12 protein-coding genes are annotated in these 18,418 nt (G+C 66.3%); 4 read left to right on the top strand and 8 right to left on the bottom strand.

Translation table 11 applies throughout. The annotated features are described in order from the left end of the window. The first annotated feature begins 250 nt into the window (after nucleotides 1–250). Nucleotides 251–2,680, top strand: coding sequence for a TonB-dependent receptor (locus tag EJA05_RS15060; protein WP_190305983.1), 2,430 nt, complete (start codon nucleotides 251–253; stop codon nucleotides 2,678–2,680). On the opposite strand, the gene EJA05_RS15055 is transcribed toward EJA05_RS15060, so the two are convergent. From EJA05_RS15055 to EJA05_RS15035, 5 genes are read right to left on the bottom strand one after another with little or no spacing between them, the layout of a single operon-like run. Then, nucleotides 2,657–4,219: an ArnT family glycosyltransferase gene (locus EJA05_RS15055; protein ID WP_125858856.1), complete on the bottom strand. Its 1,563-nt coding sequence runs from the start codon at nucleotides 4,217–4,219 to the stop codon at nucleotides 2,657–2,659. The two genes, EJA05_RS15060 and EJA05_RS15055, sit on opposite strands and share 24 nt — an antisense overlap. Nucleotides 4,220–4,222: 3 nt before the next feature. Continuing rightward, nucleotides 4,223–4,495: a lipid-A-disaccharide synthase N-terminal domain-containing protein gene (locus EJA05_RS15050; protein WP_125858855.1), complete on the bottom strand. Its 273-nt coding sequence runs from the start codon at nucleotides 4,493–4,495 to the stop codon at nucleotides 4,223–4,225. Further along, on the bottom strand, nucleotides 4,492–5,235 hold the full coding sequence (locus EJA05_RS15045; RefSeq protein WP_125858854.1) for a glycosyltransferase family 2 protein: 744 nt from the start codon (nucleotides 5,233–5,235) through the stop codon (nucleotides 4,492–4,494). Before EJA05_RS15045 ends, EJA05_RS15050 begins: the two co-directional genes overlap by 4 nt. Before the next feature lie 35 nt (nucleotides 5,236–5,270). Further along, nucleotides 5,271–6,245: an NAD-dependent epimerase/dehydratase family protein gene (locus EJA05_RS15040; RefSeq protein ID WP_125858853.1), complete on the bottom strand. Its 975-nt coding sequence runs from the start codon at nucleotides 6,243–6,245 to the stop codon at nucleotides 5,271–5,273. Then, entirely contained in the window at nucleotides 6,233–7,570 is a 1,338-nt protein-coding gene (locus EJA05_RS15035; RefSeq protein WP_125858852.1) for a UDP-glucose dehydrogenase family protein, read from the bottom strand. Before EJA05_RS15035 ends, EJA05_RS15040 begins: the two co-directional genes overlap by 13 nt. A 209-nt stretch (nucleotides 7,571–7,779) precedes the next feature. Between EJA05_RS15035 and EJA05_RS15030 the strand changes: the two genes are divergently transcribed. The 3 genes from EJA05_RS15030 (at nucleotide 7,780) to pgm (ending at nucleotide 13,398) form a co-directional block, all read left to right on the top strand. Next, entirely contained in the window at nucleotides 7,780–9,429 is a 1,650-nt protein-coding gene (locus EJA05_RS15030) for a VRR-NUC domain-containing protein (protein ID WP_125858851.1), read from the top strand. Then, on the top strand, nucleotides 9,426–11,681 hold the full coding sequence (locus EJA05_RS15025; RefSeq protein ID WP_125858850.1) for an ATP-dependent DNA helicase: 2,256 nt from the start codon (nucleotides 9,426–9,428) through the stop codon (nucleotides 11,679–11,681). Before EJA05_RS15030 ends, EJA05_RS15025 begins: the two co-directional genes overlap by 4 nt. 79 nt (nucleotides 11,682–11,760) lie before the next feature. Beyond that, on the top strand, nucleotides 11,761–13,398 hold the full coding sequence (gene pgm / locus EJA05_RS15020; protein ID WP_125858849.1) for a phosphoglucomutase (alpha-D-glucose-1,6-bisphosphate-dependent): 1,638 nt from the start codon (nucleotides 11,761–11,763) through the stop codon (nucleotides 13,396–13,398). Between the two features lie 162 nt (nucleotides 13,399–13,560). On the opposite strand, the gene EJA05_RS15015 is transcribed toward pgm, so the two are convergent. From EJA05_RS15015 to EJA05_RS15000, 3 genes are all read right to left on the bottom strand, one after another. Beyond that, a complete protein-coding gene (locus EJA05_RS15015; RefSeq protein ID WP_125858848.1) occupies nucleotides 13,561–15,141 on the bottom strand; it encodes an aldehyde dehydrogenase (NADP(+)) in 1,581 nt (526 codons plus the stop codon). A gap of 183 nt (nucleotides 15,142–15,324) precedes the next feature. Further along, on the bottom strand, nucleotides 15,325–16,878 hold the full coding sequence (garD, locus tag EJA05_RS15005; RefSeq protein WP_125858846.1) for a galactarate dehydratase: 1,554 nt from the start codon (nucleotides 16,876–16,878) through the stop codon (nucleotides 15,325–15,327). Nucleotides 16,879–16,957: 79 nt separating this feature from the next. Beyond that, the gene (locus EJA05_RS15000; protein WP_125464290.1) at nucleotides 16,958–18,313 is read right to left on the bottom strand and encodes an MFS transporter; all 1,356 of its coding nucleotides are present in this window, start codon (nucleotides 18,311–18,313) and stop codon (nucleotides 16,958–16,960) included. Nucleotides 18,314–18,418: the final 105 nt, after the last annotated feature.

Genomic DNA, 18,418 nt, shown 5'->3' with positions numbered 1-18,418 from the left:
GTACCTTCACAGGAGTAATTGGCCCGAAACAGATGTGGGAGCTGGCTTGCCAGCGATGCGCCGCGCGGGCGGCGCTCGATCTTATAGGCGCTGCAAACCTCCGGTCATGCCCAGGGGCCTCCAACACACAAAGGAATGTGCTTCAAAACCACCCCGCAAAATTTATTCAACCCAAGCTGATACTTTTCCCCATCTCGATTGGCAACAGGAGTGAACCCTCTCCTTATCCGGTCACAAGGACCCTCCTGTCATGCCTGTTGCAAGCCGTCCCCACGGCGAGCGTGCGCTCGCCACCGCAGTCCGTAACGCCCTGATGAGCCTGGCCCTGGTGGCCGGCGTCGCAGGCACCCAGGTGGCACTCGCGGAACCTGAAAGCGTCGTGGCCACCCAGGCCTACGCCATCAGCCCCGGCCCGCTGGGCCGCGTGCTGTCCAGCTTTGCCGTGGCCTCGCAGATCGCCTTGTCGTTCGAGCCGGCGCTGACCGATGGCTTGCACAGCGCAGGCCTCAACGGCAGCTACTCGCTACAGGACGGTGCCGCCCGCTTGCTGGCCGGCAGCGGCCTTGAGCTGGTGGCCCTGGGCAACGGCAACTACACCCTGGTCAAGCTGGCGCAGCAAGGCGATGGCCTGACGCTCGCCGCCACCAACATCGAAGCCGACAGCCTGCGCCACGACAGCTTGCCGGAGGCCTTTGCCGGCGGCCAGGTGGCCCGCGGCGGGCGGCTGGGGATGCTGGGCAACAAGGACGTGATGGACACCCCCTTCAGCGTTACCAGCTACACCGCCAAGACCCTGGCCGACCTGCAAACGGTGACCGTGGCCGATGCGCTGGAGCGCGACCCGTCGGTGCGCTCCACCGGGCAGACCGGCGGCATTGTCGACTCGTTCTTCATCCGTGGCTTTCCGGTGGGCGAGGGCAACCTGGGTGAGCTGGCCTTTGATGGTGTCTACGGCGTTGCGCCCAACTACCGGGTATTCACCGAGTACGCCGAGCGCGTCGAGGTGCTCAAGGGGCCCGGCGCCCTGATGTATGGCATCTCGCCCAACAGCGGTGTCGGCGGCGTGATCAACATCGTGCCCAAGCGCGCCCTGGCCGAGGACCTGACGCGCGTCACCGCCAGCTACAGCTCGGACAGCCAGGCCGGTGGCCACCTCGACATCAGCCGCCGCTTCGGCGAGGACAAACAGTGGGGCGTGCGTTTCAACGGCAGCCTTGCCCAAGGCGACACCGCCATCGACAACCAGCAGCGCGCCCTGGATATCGGCGCCATTGCCCTGGACTACAAAGGCGAGCGCCTGCGCCTGAACCTCGATTTCATCAGCCAGAAAGAAAAATGGGATGCCGCCTCGCGGCCCTTCACCGTGGCACCGGGCATCGACGTACCGTCGGCCGCCAATGGCCGTACCAACCTGCCCCAGGACTGGGGCTGGTCCAACACCCGTGAGCAATCCGCATTGCTCGGCGGCGAGTACGACCTGAATGACTCCTTGACCGTGTTTGCCCATGCCGGCGGCGGCAAGGCTGATGTGAAACGCATGTCCGACCAGGTGCCGAGAATCCTCAATGCGGCCGGCGATACCAGCAATATCCCCGGTTACTACAAGTTCAACGTCGACCGCTCCACCGCTGATGTGGGACTGCGCAGCCTGTTTGAAACGGGCCCGGTCAACCACACCGTGACGGTCATGGCCACCCGTTATCAGGACGAGATGTCCCGCGGCATCAACAACGGCACGGCGATCCTGTCGAACATCTACCACCCGGTCGATGTGCCCAAGCAGCACATCAATGCACCGAAGGTCTTGCGCATCTCCGAGTCCGAACTGAGCGGCCTGGCCGTGACCGACACCCTGGCCGTGCTCGATGACCGGCTGCAGCTGACCCTGGGCGTGCGTCGGCAGGACATCGAATCACGCAATTACAACGCGGCCGGCGCGGTGTCGTCGCGCTACGACGACAGCGCCACCACGCCGGTGGTCGGGGTGGTGGTCAAGCCGTGGGACAACGTCTCGCTCTACTACAACTACGTCGAGGGGCTGAGCAAGGGTGACATCGCGCCGGCCACGGCCGCCAACGCCGGTGAAGCCTTCGCGCCCTACACCAGCAAGCAGCATGAGCTGGGCGTGAAGTTCGAACGCGACAGCTTCATGACCACCTTGGCGCTGTTCCAGATCGAGAAGCCCAGCGGCGAGCTGGGTGCCGGCAACCAGTTCTCGGTACAGGCAGAGCAGCGTAACCGTGGCGTCGAGCTGAGCATGTTCGGCGAAGTCAGCCCGGGCGTGCGCCTGATGGGCGGCGTGACCGCGATGGACGGCAAGCTGACCGACTCGGCCACTGCCGCCAACAAAGGCAACAAGCCGGTGGGCGTGCCTGAACTGCAGGCCAACCTGTGGGGCGAGTGGGATACACCGTGGCTGGCAGGCTTCACCCTGACCGGTGGCACCATCTACACCGCCAGCCAGTACATCAACCAGGCCAACACCCAGGAGCTCGACGCCTGGACCCGCTTCGATGTCGGTGGCCGCTACACCACCCATATCGACGGGCGCCCGACGACGTTCCGGGCGACGGTACAGAACGTGTTCGACCGTGAATACTGGTCTGGCGTCGCGTCCTATGGCGCGATCTCGCCCGGTTATCCGCGCACCCTGCAGCTATCCGCCACGGTGGATTTCTAACCCTGTTGTGGGCCGGTCTAGGGGCATGGCGCCCCAGGCAAATTGGTAGACCTGTTTGGGCGGGGCCGGCTGGCATTGGCCGGTGTCGGCATCGGCACCCACCACATACCACTCGGCGCGCGAGGTATCGCCCAGCTTGCGCGCCTTGTCGGCACTGAAGCAGCGGCCCAGCTCGGTCGCCGGCAGCAGGGCGAACGCGGCGGGGTGCTGGCGCAACCAATAGACGGCCGTGTCCGCGGAGGAGTGGCTGCCGAAACCGAAGTGCACGATCGGCTGGCGGGCGAACAGCCAGTGCCCTTCGCGCCAGTTGACCAGCACCAGTTCGGCGCCGCCGGTGGCACGGGCGGCATCGACCATCAGGGTTTCGTGGGGGTTGCGGCCCTCCTTGATCGGCTCGACCAGGCCGCGCACAAACCACAGGCAGAACCACACCACGGCGACCAGGGTAAACACCTTGCGCCAGCCCGGCCGGCGCTGGAACCAGCGCTTGAGCAACCAGGGCAGCAATGGCGCGATGGCCAGCACCAGGCCGGGCAGCGCCGGGAAGATGTAGAGCTTGCGCTTGCCGCTGCTGAGGCTGAAGAACAACAGCACCAGTGCCACCCAGCCGAGCAGCACCAGCAAGCGCCCGTCATGCTTGAGCAGTTGCCGGCGCCAGGCCGGTACCAGCCAGGGCAGGGCCAGCACCAGCGGCAGCCAGTACTTGGGGATGACCTTGGCGAAGAAGTACCAGAACGGCTCGCGGTGGTCCCAGGCATTGGCATAGCGGTTGGCGGTCTGGCGCAGCAGGATCTCTTTCAGGTAAGCCAGCTCTGCCGCGCCGCCGCCATGGGCGATGGTCAGCAGCAGTGGCAGCAGCCACACCGCGCAACCGGCCAGCAGCCACAGCAGCCCCAGGCTCCAGCGCCAGCCCTGGCCAGGCATGGCCACCACGCCCCGCCAGCGCCGGTGCACGGCCCAGGCATAGGGCAGCAGCATCAGCGCCGGGACAAAGCCCACACCTTTGCTGATGATGCCCAGGCCCATGGCCGCGCAGCCGGCATAGAACCAGCCCCAGGCCGGGCCCAGCAGCAGGTGGCGAAGCAAACCGTAGAAACCCAGCGCAACCCACAAGGCGAGGAAACTGTCGATCTGCCCGGTACGCAGGATGCTGTAGCTCTGGTAGGTCGCCAGGAACAGCAAGGCGGCGATGCAACCGATGCGCTTGTTCCACAGGCGTCGGCCCAGGTCGTACAGCACCGCAGTGGTGGTGGCTGCCGAGAGCAGGCCGGGGAGGTACAGGGCGACCTTGGGCAAGCCGGTCAAGGCGCTGAACAAGGCCACGGTCCACATGAACAAGGGCGGTTTGTCGCCGTAGATTTCGGCGGCGCGGTGTGGGATGAACCAGTTGCCGCTCTGCAGCATTTCCAGGGCGACACCGAGGAAGCGTTCTTCGTCGACGTTCATCGGCTGGCGCCAGCCGATGCCGGCACCGACCAGCAGCAACGCCAGGGCGACCAGCGCCAGGCATTGGGCGCTTGGGGTTGTGAACCTGGGCAAGGGCTATTCCTTCTGCTCTTTGAACCGGGCGATCAACTGCAGGTTGCGCAGGTAGACCAGAAAACCGAAGGCCTGGCCGATGATGAACACCGGGTCCTGGCGGTAGATGGCATAGATCAGCAGCAAGGCGCTGCCGAGCATGCTCAGGTACCAGAAGCCCACCGGGATCACGCTGCGACGTTTGTACTCGCTGTACAGCCACTGCAGCACGAAACGGCCGGTGAACACGGCCTGGCCGGTGAAGCCGATGATCAGCCAGAGGGTTTCGCGGGTCATCCTTCGAGCTCCTGCGGGCGGGTGTCCAGGCGGGTGCGACGGATCAGCCACCAGACCCCGAACAGGTCGAGAATGCCAACCAGGGCGCGGTCCAGGTTGCCGTACTTGGAGGTGCCGGCGTGACGTGGCCGGTGGTTCACCGGGTGCACCAGCATGCGGCCGTTGTGGCGCAGGATCAGCGCCGGGATGAAGCGGTGCATATGGTCGAAGTAGGGCAGGCGCAGAAACGCCGCGCGCTCGATCAGCTTCAGCCCGCAACCGGTGTCCGGGGTGGCATCCTTGAGCAGGCGGCTGCGCAGGCCGTTGGCGAAGCGCGAAGCCCAGCGTTTGCTGGCGGTGTCGCGGCGGTTGACCCGGTGCCCGGCCACCAGCTTGATGCCACCGGCCAGGTCTTCGCTGGCACGTACCAGCGCGAGCATCCCAGGGATATCCGCCGGGTCGTTCTGGCCGTCGCCATCCAGGGTCGCCAGCCAGCGACCACGGGCCGCCTGGGCGGCGTGCCAGAGCGAAGTGCTCTGGCCCAGGGAGCGTTCATGGTGGAGGATGCGCAGCTGTTCAAAGCCCTGGGTACGCAGTTGCTGCAGCACGACCAGGGTCGGGTCGCTGCTGCCGTCATCCACCACCAGCACCTCGTAGCGCTCGCCTTGCAGCGCGTTGCGGATTTCCGCCAGCAGCGCCGGCAGGTTTTCAGCTTCGTTCTTTGCCGGAATCAGTAGCGAAAGGTCGATCTGTTCAGTCATCGGGCCTACCTGTGTTCTTGTTGTGAATGCGGGGTTCAGATCCGGTAGAAGTCCCGGTACCAACTGACGAATTGGCCGACGCCGTGTTCCAGCGAGACCCTGGGGGTGTAGTCGATCCAGTGCGCCAGTGAGCTGATGTCCGCCCAGGTCTCCAGCACGTCGCCGTCCTGGAAGGGCAGGTAATCACGCGTTGCCGGGATGCCCAGGGCCTGTTCCAGGCACTCGACGAATTGCAGCAGCCTGACCGGCTGGCCGCGGCCGATGTTGAACAGCTGGCAGGGCGGTTGCCCTGCGGCCGGCTGTGGTGGTTTGCCGCGCAGGCGCTGGATGCTTTCGACGATGTCGTCGATGTAGGTGAAGTCCCGTGCCATCCGGCCGTGGTTGTAGACCTCGATGGGCCGGCCTTCGAGCATGGCCTGGGTGAACTTGAACAGCGCCATGTCCGGGCGGCCCCAGGGGCCGTAGACGGTGAAGAAGCGCAGGCCGGTGGCGGGGATACGGTACAGGTGCGCGTAGGTGTGCGCCATGAGCTCATTGGCGCGCTTGCTCGCGGCATACAGCGAGACCGGTTGTTCCACCGGGTCGTCGACGCTGAACGGCAGCTTGGCGTTGGCGCCATACACCGAACTGCTGGAGGCATAGATCAGGTGACTGGTGGGGTGTCGGCGGCAGGCTTCGAGGACGTTGAGAAAACCGATCAGGTTCGCCTGGCCATAGGCCCCTGGGTTGTCCAGCGAATAGCGCACCCCGGCCTGGGCCGCCAGGTGGATGACCTCACTGAAGGGCTGCCTGGCGAACAGCTGGAGCAGGGCGTCCGGCTCGGCGATGTCCAGCCGCTGGAAGCGGAAGTTCGGCCAGCGGGCCAGCTGTTGCAGGCGCGCCTGCTTGAGCTCGACGCTGTAATAGCTGTTGAGGTTGTCGATGCCGACCACCTCCAGGCCTTCCTGGCACAGGCGCTGGGCGAGGTGAAAGCCGATGAAGCCGGCGACGCCGGTGATCAGTACGGGCATGGCTGCGGCATCTGGCCACGGCCGATGCCGTAGTAAGTCAGGCCGGCGGCGGCCATGTGCTCGGGCTCGAACAGGTTGCGCCCATCGAACACCACCCGGTCGGCCAAAAGCTGCGGCACCTGGTCCAGGTTCAGCACCCGGTAGTCCTGCCACTCGGTGACGATCACCAGCGCATCGGCACCCTGCAGCGCATCGTCCTTGCACGGCACCAGCTGCAGGTCGGCACGCGCGCCGTAATGCCGCTGGATCTCCTCCATGGCCTGCGGGTCGTGGGCCTGCACCCGGGCGCCGGCAGCCCACAGAGCTTCGAGCAGGACCCGGCTGGAGGCCTCGCGAATGTCATTGGTATTGGGTTTGAACGACAGCCCCCACAGCGCGAAGACCTTGCCGCGCAGGCCATCGGGGTAGTGCCGGGCGATCTTGGCGTACAGCCGGTTCTTCTGGCGCGCGTTCACCGACTCGACCGCGCGCAGCAGTTGCGGTTCGAAGCCTTCGGCTTCGGCGCATTTGCTCAGGGCCTGCAGGTCTTTGGGGAAGCACGAGCCGCCAAAACCGCAGCCGGGGTAGATGAAGTCGTAGCCGATGCGCGGGTCCGAGCCGATGCCGCGGCGGACCATCTCGATATCCGCGCCCAGGTGCTCGGCCAGGTTGGCCATTTCATTGATGAAGGAGATCTTCGTCGCCAGCATGCAGTTGGCGGCGTACTTGGTCAGCTCGGCGCTGCGCGCATCCATGACCATGAGCTTTTCCCGGTTGCGGCTGAACGGCAGGTACAGTTCGCGCAGCAGCTCAAGCTCGGACGGCCCGGCGCCACCGATGATGATGCGCTCCGGGCGCATGCAATCGTCGACCGCCGAACCTTCCTTGAGAAATTCCGGGTTGCTGATCACCCGATAGTGCTCGGCATTGGCGACCGCCTGGCGGATGCGCGCCTTGATGCGGTCCACCGTGCCGACCGGCGCGGTGGACTTGTTGACGATGATCTTGGGGTGATCGGCATGTTCAAGAATGTTGTCGACCACCGCGAACACGTGCTTGAGGTCGGCGCTGCCGTCGGCCTGGGGCGGGGTGCCGACCGCGATGAACAGCAACGGGGCGAAATGGGTCGCCCTGGCGGCGTCGGTGGTGAAACTCAGGCGGCCACAGGCCAGGTTCCGTTTCAACAGTGACGCAAGGCCCGGCTCGTAGAGCGGGCAATGGCCCTGGCTCAAGGTGGCGATCCGCTCGGCGTCAACGTCCATGCACAGCACTGAATGCCCCACCTGGGCCAGGCATGCCGCCTGGACGAGGCCCACATAACCCGTACCGAAAACCGTAACCTTCATCTCGCAGCTCCATGACCGAATCCGGGCAGGCCGTTACCCATGCCGAGGTACCTGGTAAGCAGGCTGAAAAAAAATGTCACAGTCTTGTTTAAGGTTTGTTAACGCATCCGGCGTACGGCGGGTTACCAAGCGCGCGACCCACGGCACTTGCTTAGCCTTGGGGTCTGTATGTATAACCAGTGTCCATTTCCCGCGCCCGATCCCGCACCGTGATTGCCCATTCCGTCGATGACCCGTTCTACTACCTGCACAACTTCCGCCAGGTGCTGAACTGGGTCGAACAGCGTTACGCCGACCTGCTCGATGCCCACGAGCACGGGTTCATCCGCGCCTTCGCCGGCTTGCCGGCGCCTGCCCAGGCCCTATTGGTGCGCATGGTCATGCGCAAGGGCGAGCTGTTTCGCAGCGACAAACTCAATTACGACGAGATCGGCGATACCGACAGCGCCCTGGCTCCCTTGCTGGGCCTGGGCTGGGTCGATGTCGAGGCGCCGCTGACGCTGGAGCAGCTGTGGCCGCTGCTGCGCAAGGACGAGGCGCTGCACTGTTTTGCCGGGCAACTCAGCCGGCCCAAGGCGGGCAAGGCCGAACTGCTGGCGCAGTTGCAGGCGTTGCAACTGGCGCCGCGTTCGCTCGCCGCGTGGTACCCCGATTTCCCCGCACAGATCATCCACTGGCGTTTGCAGCCGCTGTGCGACCGCCTGCGCCTGCTGTTTTTCGGCAACCTCTACCAGGGCTGGTCGGAGTTCGTCCTCGCCGACCTCGGGCTGTTGCGCTACGAGCAGGTGGCCTTCGCAGAAGACTCACGGGCCCTGAGCCAGCGCAGCGAGGTCGAGCTGGCCATGGCCTTGCACCAGTGCGCCGAACGCCTGGAGCAGGGTGAGGCGCCCGCCATGCTGCTGGCGACGCTCGACGGGCTGGGCAGCGACAACCCCTGGCTCGCCCGGCGGCGTGCGCGGCTGCTGTTCAATCTCGGGCAGCACTGCGAGCGTTTGGGCGAATGGGACCTGGCACTGCAGGTGTATGGCGATTGCATCCATCCCGAGGCACGTATCCGCCAGGTGCGGGTGTTCGAGCGCAGTGAGCAGTGGCCCCAGGCGCACGCGCTGGCGGCCGACATGGCGGCGGCGCCGGCCAACCCGCTCGAGCGTCAGGCCCTGGAGCGCATGCTGCCGCGCCTGGCGCGCAAGCTTGGCGGGCCGGCGCAACCCCGTCGGCGCAGCGATGCGGTGCAGGTGATCGAGCTGGAGCTGCCGGCCGAGCTTGCGGTTTTCGGGGTGGAGGAGGCGGTACGCCGGCACCTGGAGCAGGACGGCGGCGTGGCCCACTACGTCGAGAACACCCTGTTCAACAGCCTGTTCGGCTTGCTCTGCTGGGACGCCATCTTCGCCCCGTTGCCAGGGGCGTTCTTCCACCCGTTCCAGAGCGGGCCGCAAGACCTGCACGATGGCGACTTCCAGCAGCGCCGCGCAGCGCTGTTCGAACAGTGCCTGGGGCGGCTCGACGATGGCAGCCATGGGCAGGCGATCCGCGCCTGCTTCAGCGCCAAGCAGGGCCTGCAGTCACCCTTCGTGTTCTGGCAGATGCTCGATGAACCGCTGCTCGAACAGGCCCTGGCGTGCCTGCCCGCCGCGCACTTGAAAGCGTGCTTTGTGCGCCTGTTGCAGGATATCCGCAACAACCGCGCCGGCATGCCCGACCTGATCCAGTTCTGGCCCGACGAGGGGCGCTATCGCATGGTCGAGGTCAAGGGGCCGGGTGACCGCCTGCAGGACAACCAACTGCGCTGGCTGGCGTTCTGCAAAGAGCACGGGCTGCCGGTGGTGGTCTGCCATGTGCGCTGGCAGTCGGCGCCATGAGCTATACGGTAGCGGTACGCGCCCTGTGCGAGTTCAGCGCCAAGGTGGGCGACCTCGACCTGCGCTTCACCCCGTCCCCGACCGCCCAGGAGGGCATCGCCGGCCATCGCCGGGTGGTGGCGCGGCGTGCTGCCGGCTACGAGGCCGAAGTGGCGCTGGAGGGCGAATACCAGGGCCTGCGTGTGCGCGGCCGTGCCGATGGCTATGACCCGGAGGGCAACCGCCTGGAGGAGATCAAGACCCACCGTGGCGACCTGGCCCGCCAGCCCGACAACCACCGCCAGCTGCACTGGGCTCAGGCCAAGGTGTATGGCTGGTTGCTGTGCCAGGCGCAGCAACTGACAGACATCGAGGTGGCGCTGGTGTACCTGGATATCGACAGCGACAGCCAGACGGTTATCAGCGAGCGCCACAGCGCCGCCGATCTGCAGCAGTTCTTCCATACCCAGTGCCAGCGCTTTCTCGCCTGGGCAAGGGCCCAGGAGCAGCGCCTGGCCGAGCGCGACCGAGGCTTGCAGGCATTGGCGTTCCCCTATCCAGCGCTGCGCCATGGCCAGCGCCAGTTGGCCGAAACCCTGTACAAGGCGGTGAGCACTGGCCGCTGCCTGATGGCCCAGGCCAGCACCGGCATCGGCAAGACCCTCGGCACCCTGTTCCCGCTGCTCAAGGCCGTGGTGCCCCAGCAGTTGGACAAGCTGTATTTCCTCACCGCCAAGACCCCGGGCCGTGCGCTGGCCCTGGATGCCTTGCGCCAGCTCACCCGTGACGGCACCCAGCCGGCCCTGCGCACCCTGGAGCTGATTGCCCGCGACAAGGCGTGCGAGTACCCCGAGAACGCTTGCCATGGTGAGTCCTGCCCGTTGGCCAAGGGGTTCTACGACCGCTTGCCGACGGCGCGTGAGGCGGCAGCGGCAGTGCCGTTGCTCGACCGTGCGGCCCTGCGCGAGGTGGCCTTGGCACACCAGGTATGCCCGTATTACCTCGGCCAGGAAATGGCGCGCTGGGTCGACCTGCTGGTGGCCGACTACAACTACTACTTCGACGCCCATGCCCTGTTGTTCGGCCTGGCCCAGGCCAACCAGTGGCGCACGGCCGTGCTGGTGGACGAGGCGCACAACCTGGTCGAGCGCGGCCGGCAGATGTACAGCGCCAGCCTCGACCAAGGCCAGTTGCAGGCGCTGCGCCAGGCCAAGCCGATGGGCCTTGGCAGTGCGCTGGACCGGCTGAACCGCCAGTGGAATGCGCTGTACAAGGCGCAGGTGGCGCCGTATCAGGCCGGCGAGCAGTTGCCCGAGGCGTTTCTGCGCGCGCTGGCGCAGTGCATCGGGCTGATCCAGGAGCGCATGAACCAGGCGCCCGCCGAAGTGGAGCCCAAGGTGCTGGAGTTCTTCTACCAGGCGTTGCAGTTCAGCCGTATCGCCGAGCTGTTCGATGAACACTTCCTGTTCGATATCAGCCAGCGCAATGGCTTACGCGGCCGGCGCCTGGCCACCCTGTGCCTGCGTAACGTGGTGCCGGCGCGCCTGCTCGGGCCACGGATGAGCGCCGCGCGCAGCGTCACGCTGTTCTCCGCCACGCTCAACCCCCGGCACTACTACAGCGACCTGCTGGGCATGCCGGCCGACACCGCCTGGCTGGAAGTGGCCGCACCCTTTCGGGCCGAGCAGTTGGAGGTGCGCATCGTCAGTGAAGTGTCCACCCGTTATCAGCAGCGTCAGGCCTCGCTGGCGCCGATCGTCGAGCTGATCGCCGCGCAGTATGCACGTCAACCCGGCAATTACCTGGCGTTCTTCAGCAGTTTCGAATACCTCGAGCAGGTCGCTCGGCTATTGGCCGAACGCCACCCCGGGCTGCCCCAGTGGCGCCAGGCGCCGGGCATGGACGAGGCCGGGCGCGAGGCCTTCCTGGCGCGGTTTGTGGCGGACGGGCAGGGCATCGGTTTCGCCGTGCTCGGCGGTGCCTTCGGCGAGGGCGTCGACCTGCCGGGTACACGGCTGATCGGCGCCTTCGTCGCCACCCTGGGCCTGCCCCAGGTCAACCCGGTCAACGAGCAGTTCAAGCAGCGCCTGGGGCGGCAGTTCGGTGCCGGTTTCGACTACGCCTACCTGTACCCGGGGGTACGCAAGGTGATCCAGGCCGCCGGCCGGGTGATCCGTGGCGACCAGGACCGTGGCGTGCTGCTGCTGATCGACGAGCGCTTCGCCGAACCCCGGGTGCGGCAGATGTTTCCCAGCTGGTGGCGATACGCCTGAACGCGCCCATCGCCTGGCGTTGAAACTCCCAGTACACTTCGCGTTCCAACCCCAACATTCGTTGCTTTCGAGGTTTCGCATGACGCTCAGTCCTTTGGCAGGCAAGCCGGCTCCGGCCAGCGTGCTGGTCGATATCCCCCGGCTGTTGACCGCCTACTACACCGGCCGCCCCGACGCCGCCGTGGCGGCCCAGCGCGTGGCCTTCGGCACCTCGGGGCACCGGGGCAGTTCGTTCGAGCTGAGCTTCAACGAGCATCACGTGCTGGCCATCACCCAGGCCATCTGCCTGTACCGCCAGGAAAAGGGCATCGACGGCCCGCTGTTCATCGGCGCCGACACCCACGCGCTGTCCGCCCCGGCCGCTGCCAGCGCGCTGGAAGTGCTGGCCGCCAACGGCGTTCAGGTGCGGTTGAGCAAGGACGACGAGTACACCCCCACGCCCGCGGTGTCCCACGCCATCCTCTGCCACAACCGTGGCCGTACAGCGCAACTGGCTGACGGCATCGTCATCACGCCGTCGCACAACCCGCCGCAGAGCGGCGGTTTCAAGTACAACCCACCCAATGGCGGCCCGGCCGACAGCGACGTGACCAAGTGGATCGAGGCCAAGGCCAACGAACTGCTGGCGGCCAACCTGGCCGGGGTCAAGCGCATGGATTACCAGCAGGCGCTCGAGGCTGCGACCACCCAGCGCCATGACTACGTCAACAGCTATGTCGCTGACCTGGAAAACGTCATCGACTTCGACGTGATCCGCGGCGCCAACCTGCGCCTGGGCGTCGACCCGCTGGGCGGCGCCGGGGTGCGCTACTGGTCGGCCATCGCCGAGCGCTACCAGCTGAACCTGGAAGTGGTGAACACCGAGGTCGACCCGACCTTCCGCTTCATGTGCGTCGACTGGGACGGCCAGATCCGCATGGACCCGTCCTCGCCGTACGCCATGCAGGGCCTGATCGGCCTGCGCGAGCGTTTCGACGTGGCCTTCGCCTGCGACCCGGACCACGACCGCCACGGCATCGTTACCGCCGACGGCCTGCTGCAACCGAACAACTACCTGGCCGTGGCCATCGACTACCTGTACCGCCACCGCCCGCAGTGGCGCAAAGACGCCGCCGTCGGCAAGACCGTGGTGTCCAGCGGCCTGATCGACCGCGTCACTGCCGCACTGGGCCGTGAGCTGTACGAAGTGCCGGTAGGCTTCAAGTTCTTTGCGCCGGGCCTGTTCGACGGCTCTTTGGGCTTCGGTGGCGAAGAAAGCGCCGGCGCCTCGTTCCTGCGCAAGGACGGCTCGGTCTGGGCCACCGACAAGGACGGCCTGATCCCGGCCCTGCTGGCCGCCGAGATGACCGCCCGTACCGGTCGTAACCCGAGCCAGATCTACGCCGATCTCACCGCCAAACTGGGCAAACCCTACGCGACCCGCGTCGAGGCCAAGGCCGACCTGCGGCAGAAGGCGGCGCTGAGCAAGCTGGCGCCGGAGCAGGTCAAGTCCACCGAGTTGGCCGGTGAGCCGATCGAGCAGATCCTCAGTCATGCCCCGGGCAACAACCAGGCCATCGGCGGCCTGAAAGTGATGACCGCCAACGGCTGGTTCGCCGCGCGGCCGTCCGGCACCGAGGACATCTACAAGATCTACGCCGAAAGCTTCATCGACGAGGCGCACCTCAAGCGCCTGGTAGAGGAAGCCCAGGTGCTGGTGGACGCGGCGATCGCCTGATCGGCAAAGCTGCTAGACCTAAACCAATGGGGCTGCTCCGCAGCCCTTCGCGGGTAAACCCGCTCCCACAGGATTTGCGTTCGCAGTACCTGTGGGAGCGGGTTTACCCGCGAAGGGCCGCAGAGCGGCCCCATTTGACTCATAGGTATTGCATCCAGCGGATCAGATCGCCGCGTCGCTCCACTGGCCATTGACCAGGCGGCGCAGCCCCAGCGGGTTGCCGTCGCGCAGTGCTGCCGGCAGCAGCGCCTGCGGGTAGTTCTGGTAGCACACCGGGCGCAGGAAGCGGTCGATGGCCAGGGTGCCGACCGAAGTGCCACGGGCATCGGAGGTGGCCGGGTAGGGGCCGCCGTGGACCATCGCATCGCACACCTCGACACCGGTCGGGTAACCGTTGACCAGGATGCGACCGACTTTCTCCTCCAGCAGCGGCACCAGCCAGGCGAAGGCTTCGAAGTCCTCCGGCTCGCCAATCAGCGTGGCGGTGAGCTGGCCACGCAGGCCGAGCAGGGCGGCGCGCAGTTGCTCGTTGCCGCTGACTTCCACGGCCACGGTGGTCGGGCCGAACACTTCTTCCTGCAGCAGCGGGTCGGACTCCACCAGCAGGCGGGCATCGGCCTTGAACAGCTGGGCGCGGGCCTGGTTGCCCTCCTGGGCCTGACCGGCCAGGTGCTGGATGCCGGCGTGGGCGTGCAGGTGCTCCAGGCCGCCAACGTAGCTGCGCAGGCCGCCCGCGTTGAGCAGGGTCTGGCCGGCTTGGGCATCAAGGTGCTGGCCGAGGTCAGCAAGCAGTTGGCTGAACTGCGGCGATTGCAGGCCGATGACCATGCCCGGGTTGGTGCAGAACTGCCCCGCGCCCATGCACACGGAACCAGCCAGTTCACGGGCGATGGCCTCGCCACGCTTGGCCAGCGCGCCCGGCAGGATGATCACCGGGTTAATGCTGGACATCTCGGCGAACACCGGGATTGGCTGCGGGCGCTCGGCGGCTATGCGGCACAGGGCATCACCGCCTTTGAGCGAGCCGGTGAAGCCAACGGCCTGGATCGCCGGGTGCTTGACCAGCCACTCGCCGACACCGCCACCGAAGACCATGTTGAACACGCCCTTGGGCATGCCAGTGCGGGTGGCGGCGCGCTCGATGGCGCAGCCGACCAGGTCGGCGGTGGCCATGTGGCCGCTGTGGGCCTTGAACACCACCGGGCAGCCGGCGGCCAGGGCGGCGGCGGTGTCGCCACCCGCGGTGGAGAACGCCAGCGGGAAGTTGCTGGCACCGAACACTGCCACCGGGCCGACGCCGATGCGCATCTGGCGCAGGTCCACCCGTGGCAGCGGCTGGCGCTCGGGCAGGGCCAGGTCGATGCGTGCGCCAAGGTAGTCGCCGCGGCGCAGCACCTGGGCGAACAGGCGCATCTGGCCGCTGGTACGGCCACGTTCGCCCTGGATGCGGGCAGCGGGCAGAGCGGTTTCACGGCAGACGATGGCGACGAAGCTGTCGTCCAGCTCGTCAAGTTCGGCGGCGATGGCGTCGAGGAACTCGGCGCGGCGTGCCGGGGGCAACTGGCGGAACTCGGCGAAAGCGGCGGCGGCGGCTTGGGCGGCCTGGTCGACTTCGCCTTCAGTGGCTTGGGCGAAGCTGTAGGGCAGGGCTTCGCCGGTGGTGGCGTCCAGGCTCTGCAGGCGCTGGGTGCCGGCGGCGCTGCGCTGGCCTGCGATGAAGTTGTGGCCGAGGATCTCAGGCATGGGGTGCTCCTGTAGTCGCTGAAGGAAGAATGCTATTTGGGCAGGTTCGCTTGGCCTCTGTGGGAGCGGGTTCACCCGCGAACACCGGCGAAGCCGGTGCCATGCACCGTGCCGCCTGTTTCGCGGGTAAACCCGCTCCCACAGGGATCGCGAGAGTCTGGGAAATCGAGTCAGCCCTTGGCATCAGGTAATGGGTGCCGGGTTGAACAGGGTAATGTCGTTGTGCAGCCCGTGCCGCTCGGCCCAGGTCTGCTTGCGGCCGCTGGCCACGTCCAGGTAATAGTGGAACAGCTCCCAGCCCAGCTCCTCGATGCTCGAGCGGCCGGTGGCGATGCGCCCGGCGTCGATGTCGATCAGGTCGGGCCAGCGCTGGGCCAGCTCGGTGCGGGTGCACACCTTGACCACCGGCGCCATGGCCAGGCCGTACGGCGTGCCGCGCCCGGTGGTGAACACGTGCAGGTTCATGCCGGCGGCCAGTTGCAGGGTGCCGCAGACGAAATCGCTGGCCGGGGTGGCGCAGAAAATCAGGCCTTTGCGCGTCACCCGCTCGCCTGGGCCAAGCACGCCCTGGATGGCGCCGCTGCCGGACTTGACGATCGAGCCCAGGGACTTCTCGACGATGTTCGACAAGCCGCCTTTCTTGTTGCCTGGCGTGGTATTGGCGCTGCGGTCGGCGGCGCCCTGTTGCAGGTAGCGGTCGTACCAGTCCATCTCGCGCACCAGCGCTTCGGCCACCTCCGGCGTTTCGGCGCGGGAGGTGAGCATGTAGATGGCGTCACGCACTTCGGTGACTTCCGAGAACAGTACCGTGGCCCCGGCGCGCACCAGCAAGTCGGCGGCATAGCCCAGCGCCGGGTTGGCGGTGATGCCGGAGAACGCATCGCTGCCGCCGCACTGCATGCCGAGGATCAGCTCGCTGGCCGGTACGCTCTGGCGGCGGCGCTGGTCGAGTTTTTTCAGGCGGGTTTCGGCCAGTTGCATGATCTGCTCGATCATCTCGACGAAGCCCAGCGAGGCATCCTGCAAGCGGTACAGCCACGGCTCGCTGAGGTCTACCGACGGGTCGCCGTCGTGCATCACCTGGCCGGCCTGGAGTTTTTCGCAGCCCAGGCTGATCACCAGCGCTTCGCCGCCCAGGTTGGGGTTGCGCGCCAGGTTGCGCACGGTGCGGATCGGGATGTAGGCGTCGCGGGCGTTGATCGCCACGCCGCAGCCGTAGCTGTGGGTGAGGGCGACCACGTCATCGACGTTGGGGTATTTGGGCAGCAGTTCGGCGCGGATGCGTTTGACCGCGTGATCGAGCACGCCGGTCACGCATTGCACAGTGGTGGTGATGCCGAGGATGTTGCGGGTGCCGACGGTGCCGTCGGCGTTGCGGTAGCCTTCGAAGGTGAAGCCTTCGAGCGGCGGCAGGGCGGCGGGTACGGCGTCGCAGCGCGGCAGGCTGTCGAGCTCGGGCGCGGCCGGCATGTCCAGCTGATCTTCCTTGACCCAGCTGCCTTGTTGCAGCCGTTCGCGGGCATAGCCGATGACCTGGCCATAGCGGCGTACAGGGTCGCCGGGTTGGATATCGACGGTGGCCACCTTGTGGCTCTGCGGCACGCCTTCGACCAAGGTCAGGCCGTCGGCGAAACGGGCGCCTTCGCCCAGGCCGCCGTCGTTCACCACCACCACGACGTTGTCGTCATCGTGCAGGCGGACGTAGCGGGGCGACTCGGAATGTTCGATCAACTGCATGGTCAGGCCCTTCTGGTTATTTCTCTCAGGCGTTCATACGGCCGCCGGCGCCGCGTGCACGGGCGCCGGGGGCTTTCACTCAGTGGCGCGAACCTGCCAGTTCAGCGGTTGGCGCGGGTTCTTGCTTTGGGTCGTCCTTGAGCTCGATGCGCTTGATCGGGCCGACGATCACCAGGTAGCTGAACACCGCCACCAGGGCGTTGGCGCCGACGTACACCAGCGCCCACTTGAACGAACCGGTGGCACTGATGATGTAGCCGATGACGATCGGTGTGGTGATCGAAGCGATGTTGCCGAAGGTGTTGAACAAACCACCCGACAGTCCTGCGATCTGCTTGGGCGAGGTGTCGGCCACCACGGCCCAGCCCAGCGCACCGATGCCTTTGCCGAAGAAGGCCAGGGTCATGAAGCCTACTACCATCCATTCGGCGTCGACGTAGTTGCAGAACACCATGGTGGTCGACAGCAACAGGCCGCAGACGATCGGCAGCTTTCGCGAGAAGGTCAGCGAGTTGCCACGGCGTAGCAGCCAGTCCGACAGCACACCGCCGAGCACACCACCGATGAAGCCGCAGATCGCCGGCAACGAGGCGATGAAACCGGCCTTGAGGATGGTCATGCCGCGTTCCTGCACCAGGTACACCGGGAACCAGGTGAGGAAGAAGTAGGTGATGGCGTTGATGCAGTACTGGCCCAGGTAAACGCCCAGCAGCATGCGGCTGGTCAGCAGCTGCTTGATGTAGCCCCATTTCGGGCCGTCGTTGCCGCGTTTCTGGTCCATGTCCACCAGGCCGCCGTTCTGCTCGATGTGGTCGAGCTCGCTGGGGCTGATGCGCGGGTGCTGGCGCGGGTTGTAGATCGTCTTCATCCACACCCCGCTGAACACGATGCCCAGTACACCCATCACCACGAACACGTGCTCCCAGCCGAAGCTGAAGACGATCCAGCCCATGATCGGGGCGAACAGGGCAGTGGCAAAGTACTGCGCCGAGTTGAAGATTGCCGAGGCGGTGCCGCGCTCCTGGGTGGGGAACCAGGCCGCGACGATCCGGGCGTTGCCGGGGAACGACGGGGCTTCGGCGAAACCGACCAGAAAGCGCAGGGTGAACAGCGTGACCACGGCCCAGGCCACCGGCAGGCCACCGACGAAGCCCTGCAGCAGGGTGAACAGCGACCAGGTGAAGATGCTGAAGGCATAGACCTTCTTCGAACCGAAGCGGTCGAGCAGCCAGCCGCCGGGGATTTGCCCGGCCACGTAGGCCCAGCCGAAGGCGGAGAAGATGTAGCCGAGGGTGACTGCGTCGATGCCAAGGTCCTTCTGCAGGCTGGAGCCGGCAATGGCGATGGTGGCGCGGTCGGCGTAGTTGATGGTGGTCACCAGGAACAGCATCAACAGAATCAGGTAGCGCACATGCGTCTTTTTCGTCGCTTGCATGCTGCTTACTCCCACTAGTTATTTTTGTGCGGGCTATCAGATTGTCTTTTGGCGCCAGGGCAGGGCGCTGGACCGCGTTGCGGCCCATTGCCGGCAAGCCTGCTC

Origin of the sequence: Pseudomonas oryziphila (assembly GCF_003940825.1) — a bacterium.
Classification (GTDB): domain Bacteria; phylum Pseudomonadota; class Gammaproteobacteria; order Pseudomonadales; family Pseudomonadaceae; genus Aquipseudomonas; species Aquipseudomonas sichuanensis.
This window is presented reverse-complemented; position numbering and strand designations above follow the sequence as displayed.

What these genes read in the sequence shown, in the direction of transcription:
- garD (WP_125858846.1), bottom strand. Translation starts at nt 16,878, where the DNA reads ATGCAGTTGATCGAACATTCCGAGTCGCCCCGCTACGTCCGCCTGCAC.
- EJA05_RS15015 (WP_125858848.1), bottom strand. Translation starts at nt 15,141, where the DNA reads ATGCCTGAGATCCTCGGCCACAACTTCATCGCAGGCCAGCGCAGCGCC.
- EJA05_RS15035 (WP_125858852.1), bottom strand. Translation starts at nt 7,570, where the DNA reads ATGAAGGTTACGGTTTTCGGTACGGGTTATGTGGGCCTCGTCCAGGCG.
- EJA05_RS15040 (WP_125858853.1), bottom strand. Translation starts at nt 6,245, where the DNA reads ATGCCCGTACTGATCACCGGCGTCGCCGGCTTCATCGGCTTTCACCTC.
- EJA05_RS15060 (WP_190305983.1), top strand. Translation starts at nt 251, where the DNA reads ATGCCTGTTGCAAGCCGTCCCCACGGCGAGCGTGCGCTCGCCACCGCA.
- EJA05_RS15045 (WP_125858854.1), bottom strand. Translation starts at nt 5,235, where the DNA reads ATGACTGAACAGATCGACCTTTCGCTACTGATTCCGGCAAAGAACGAA.
- EJA05_RS15000 (WP_125464290.1), bottom strand. Translation starts at nt 18,313, where the DNA reads ATGCAAGCGACGAAAAAGACGCATGTGCGCTACCTGATTCTGTTGATG.
- EJA05_RS15050 (WP_125858855.1), bottom strand. Translation starts at nt 4,495, where the DNA reads ATGACCCGCGAAACCCTCTGGCTGATCATCGGCTTCACCGGCCAGGCC.
- EJA05_RS15025 (WP_125858850.1), top strand. Translation starts at nt 9,426, where the DNA reads ATGAGCTATACGGTAGCGGTACGCGCCCTGTGCGAGTTCAGCGCCAAG.
- pgm (WP_125858849.1), top strand. Translation starts at nt 11,761, where the DNA reads ATGACGCTCAGTCCTTTGGCAGGCAAGCCGGCTCCGGCCAGCGTGCTG.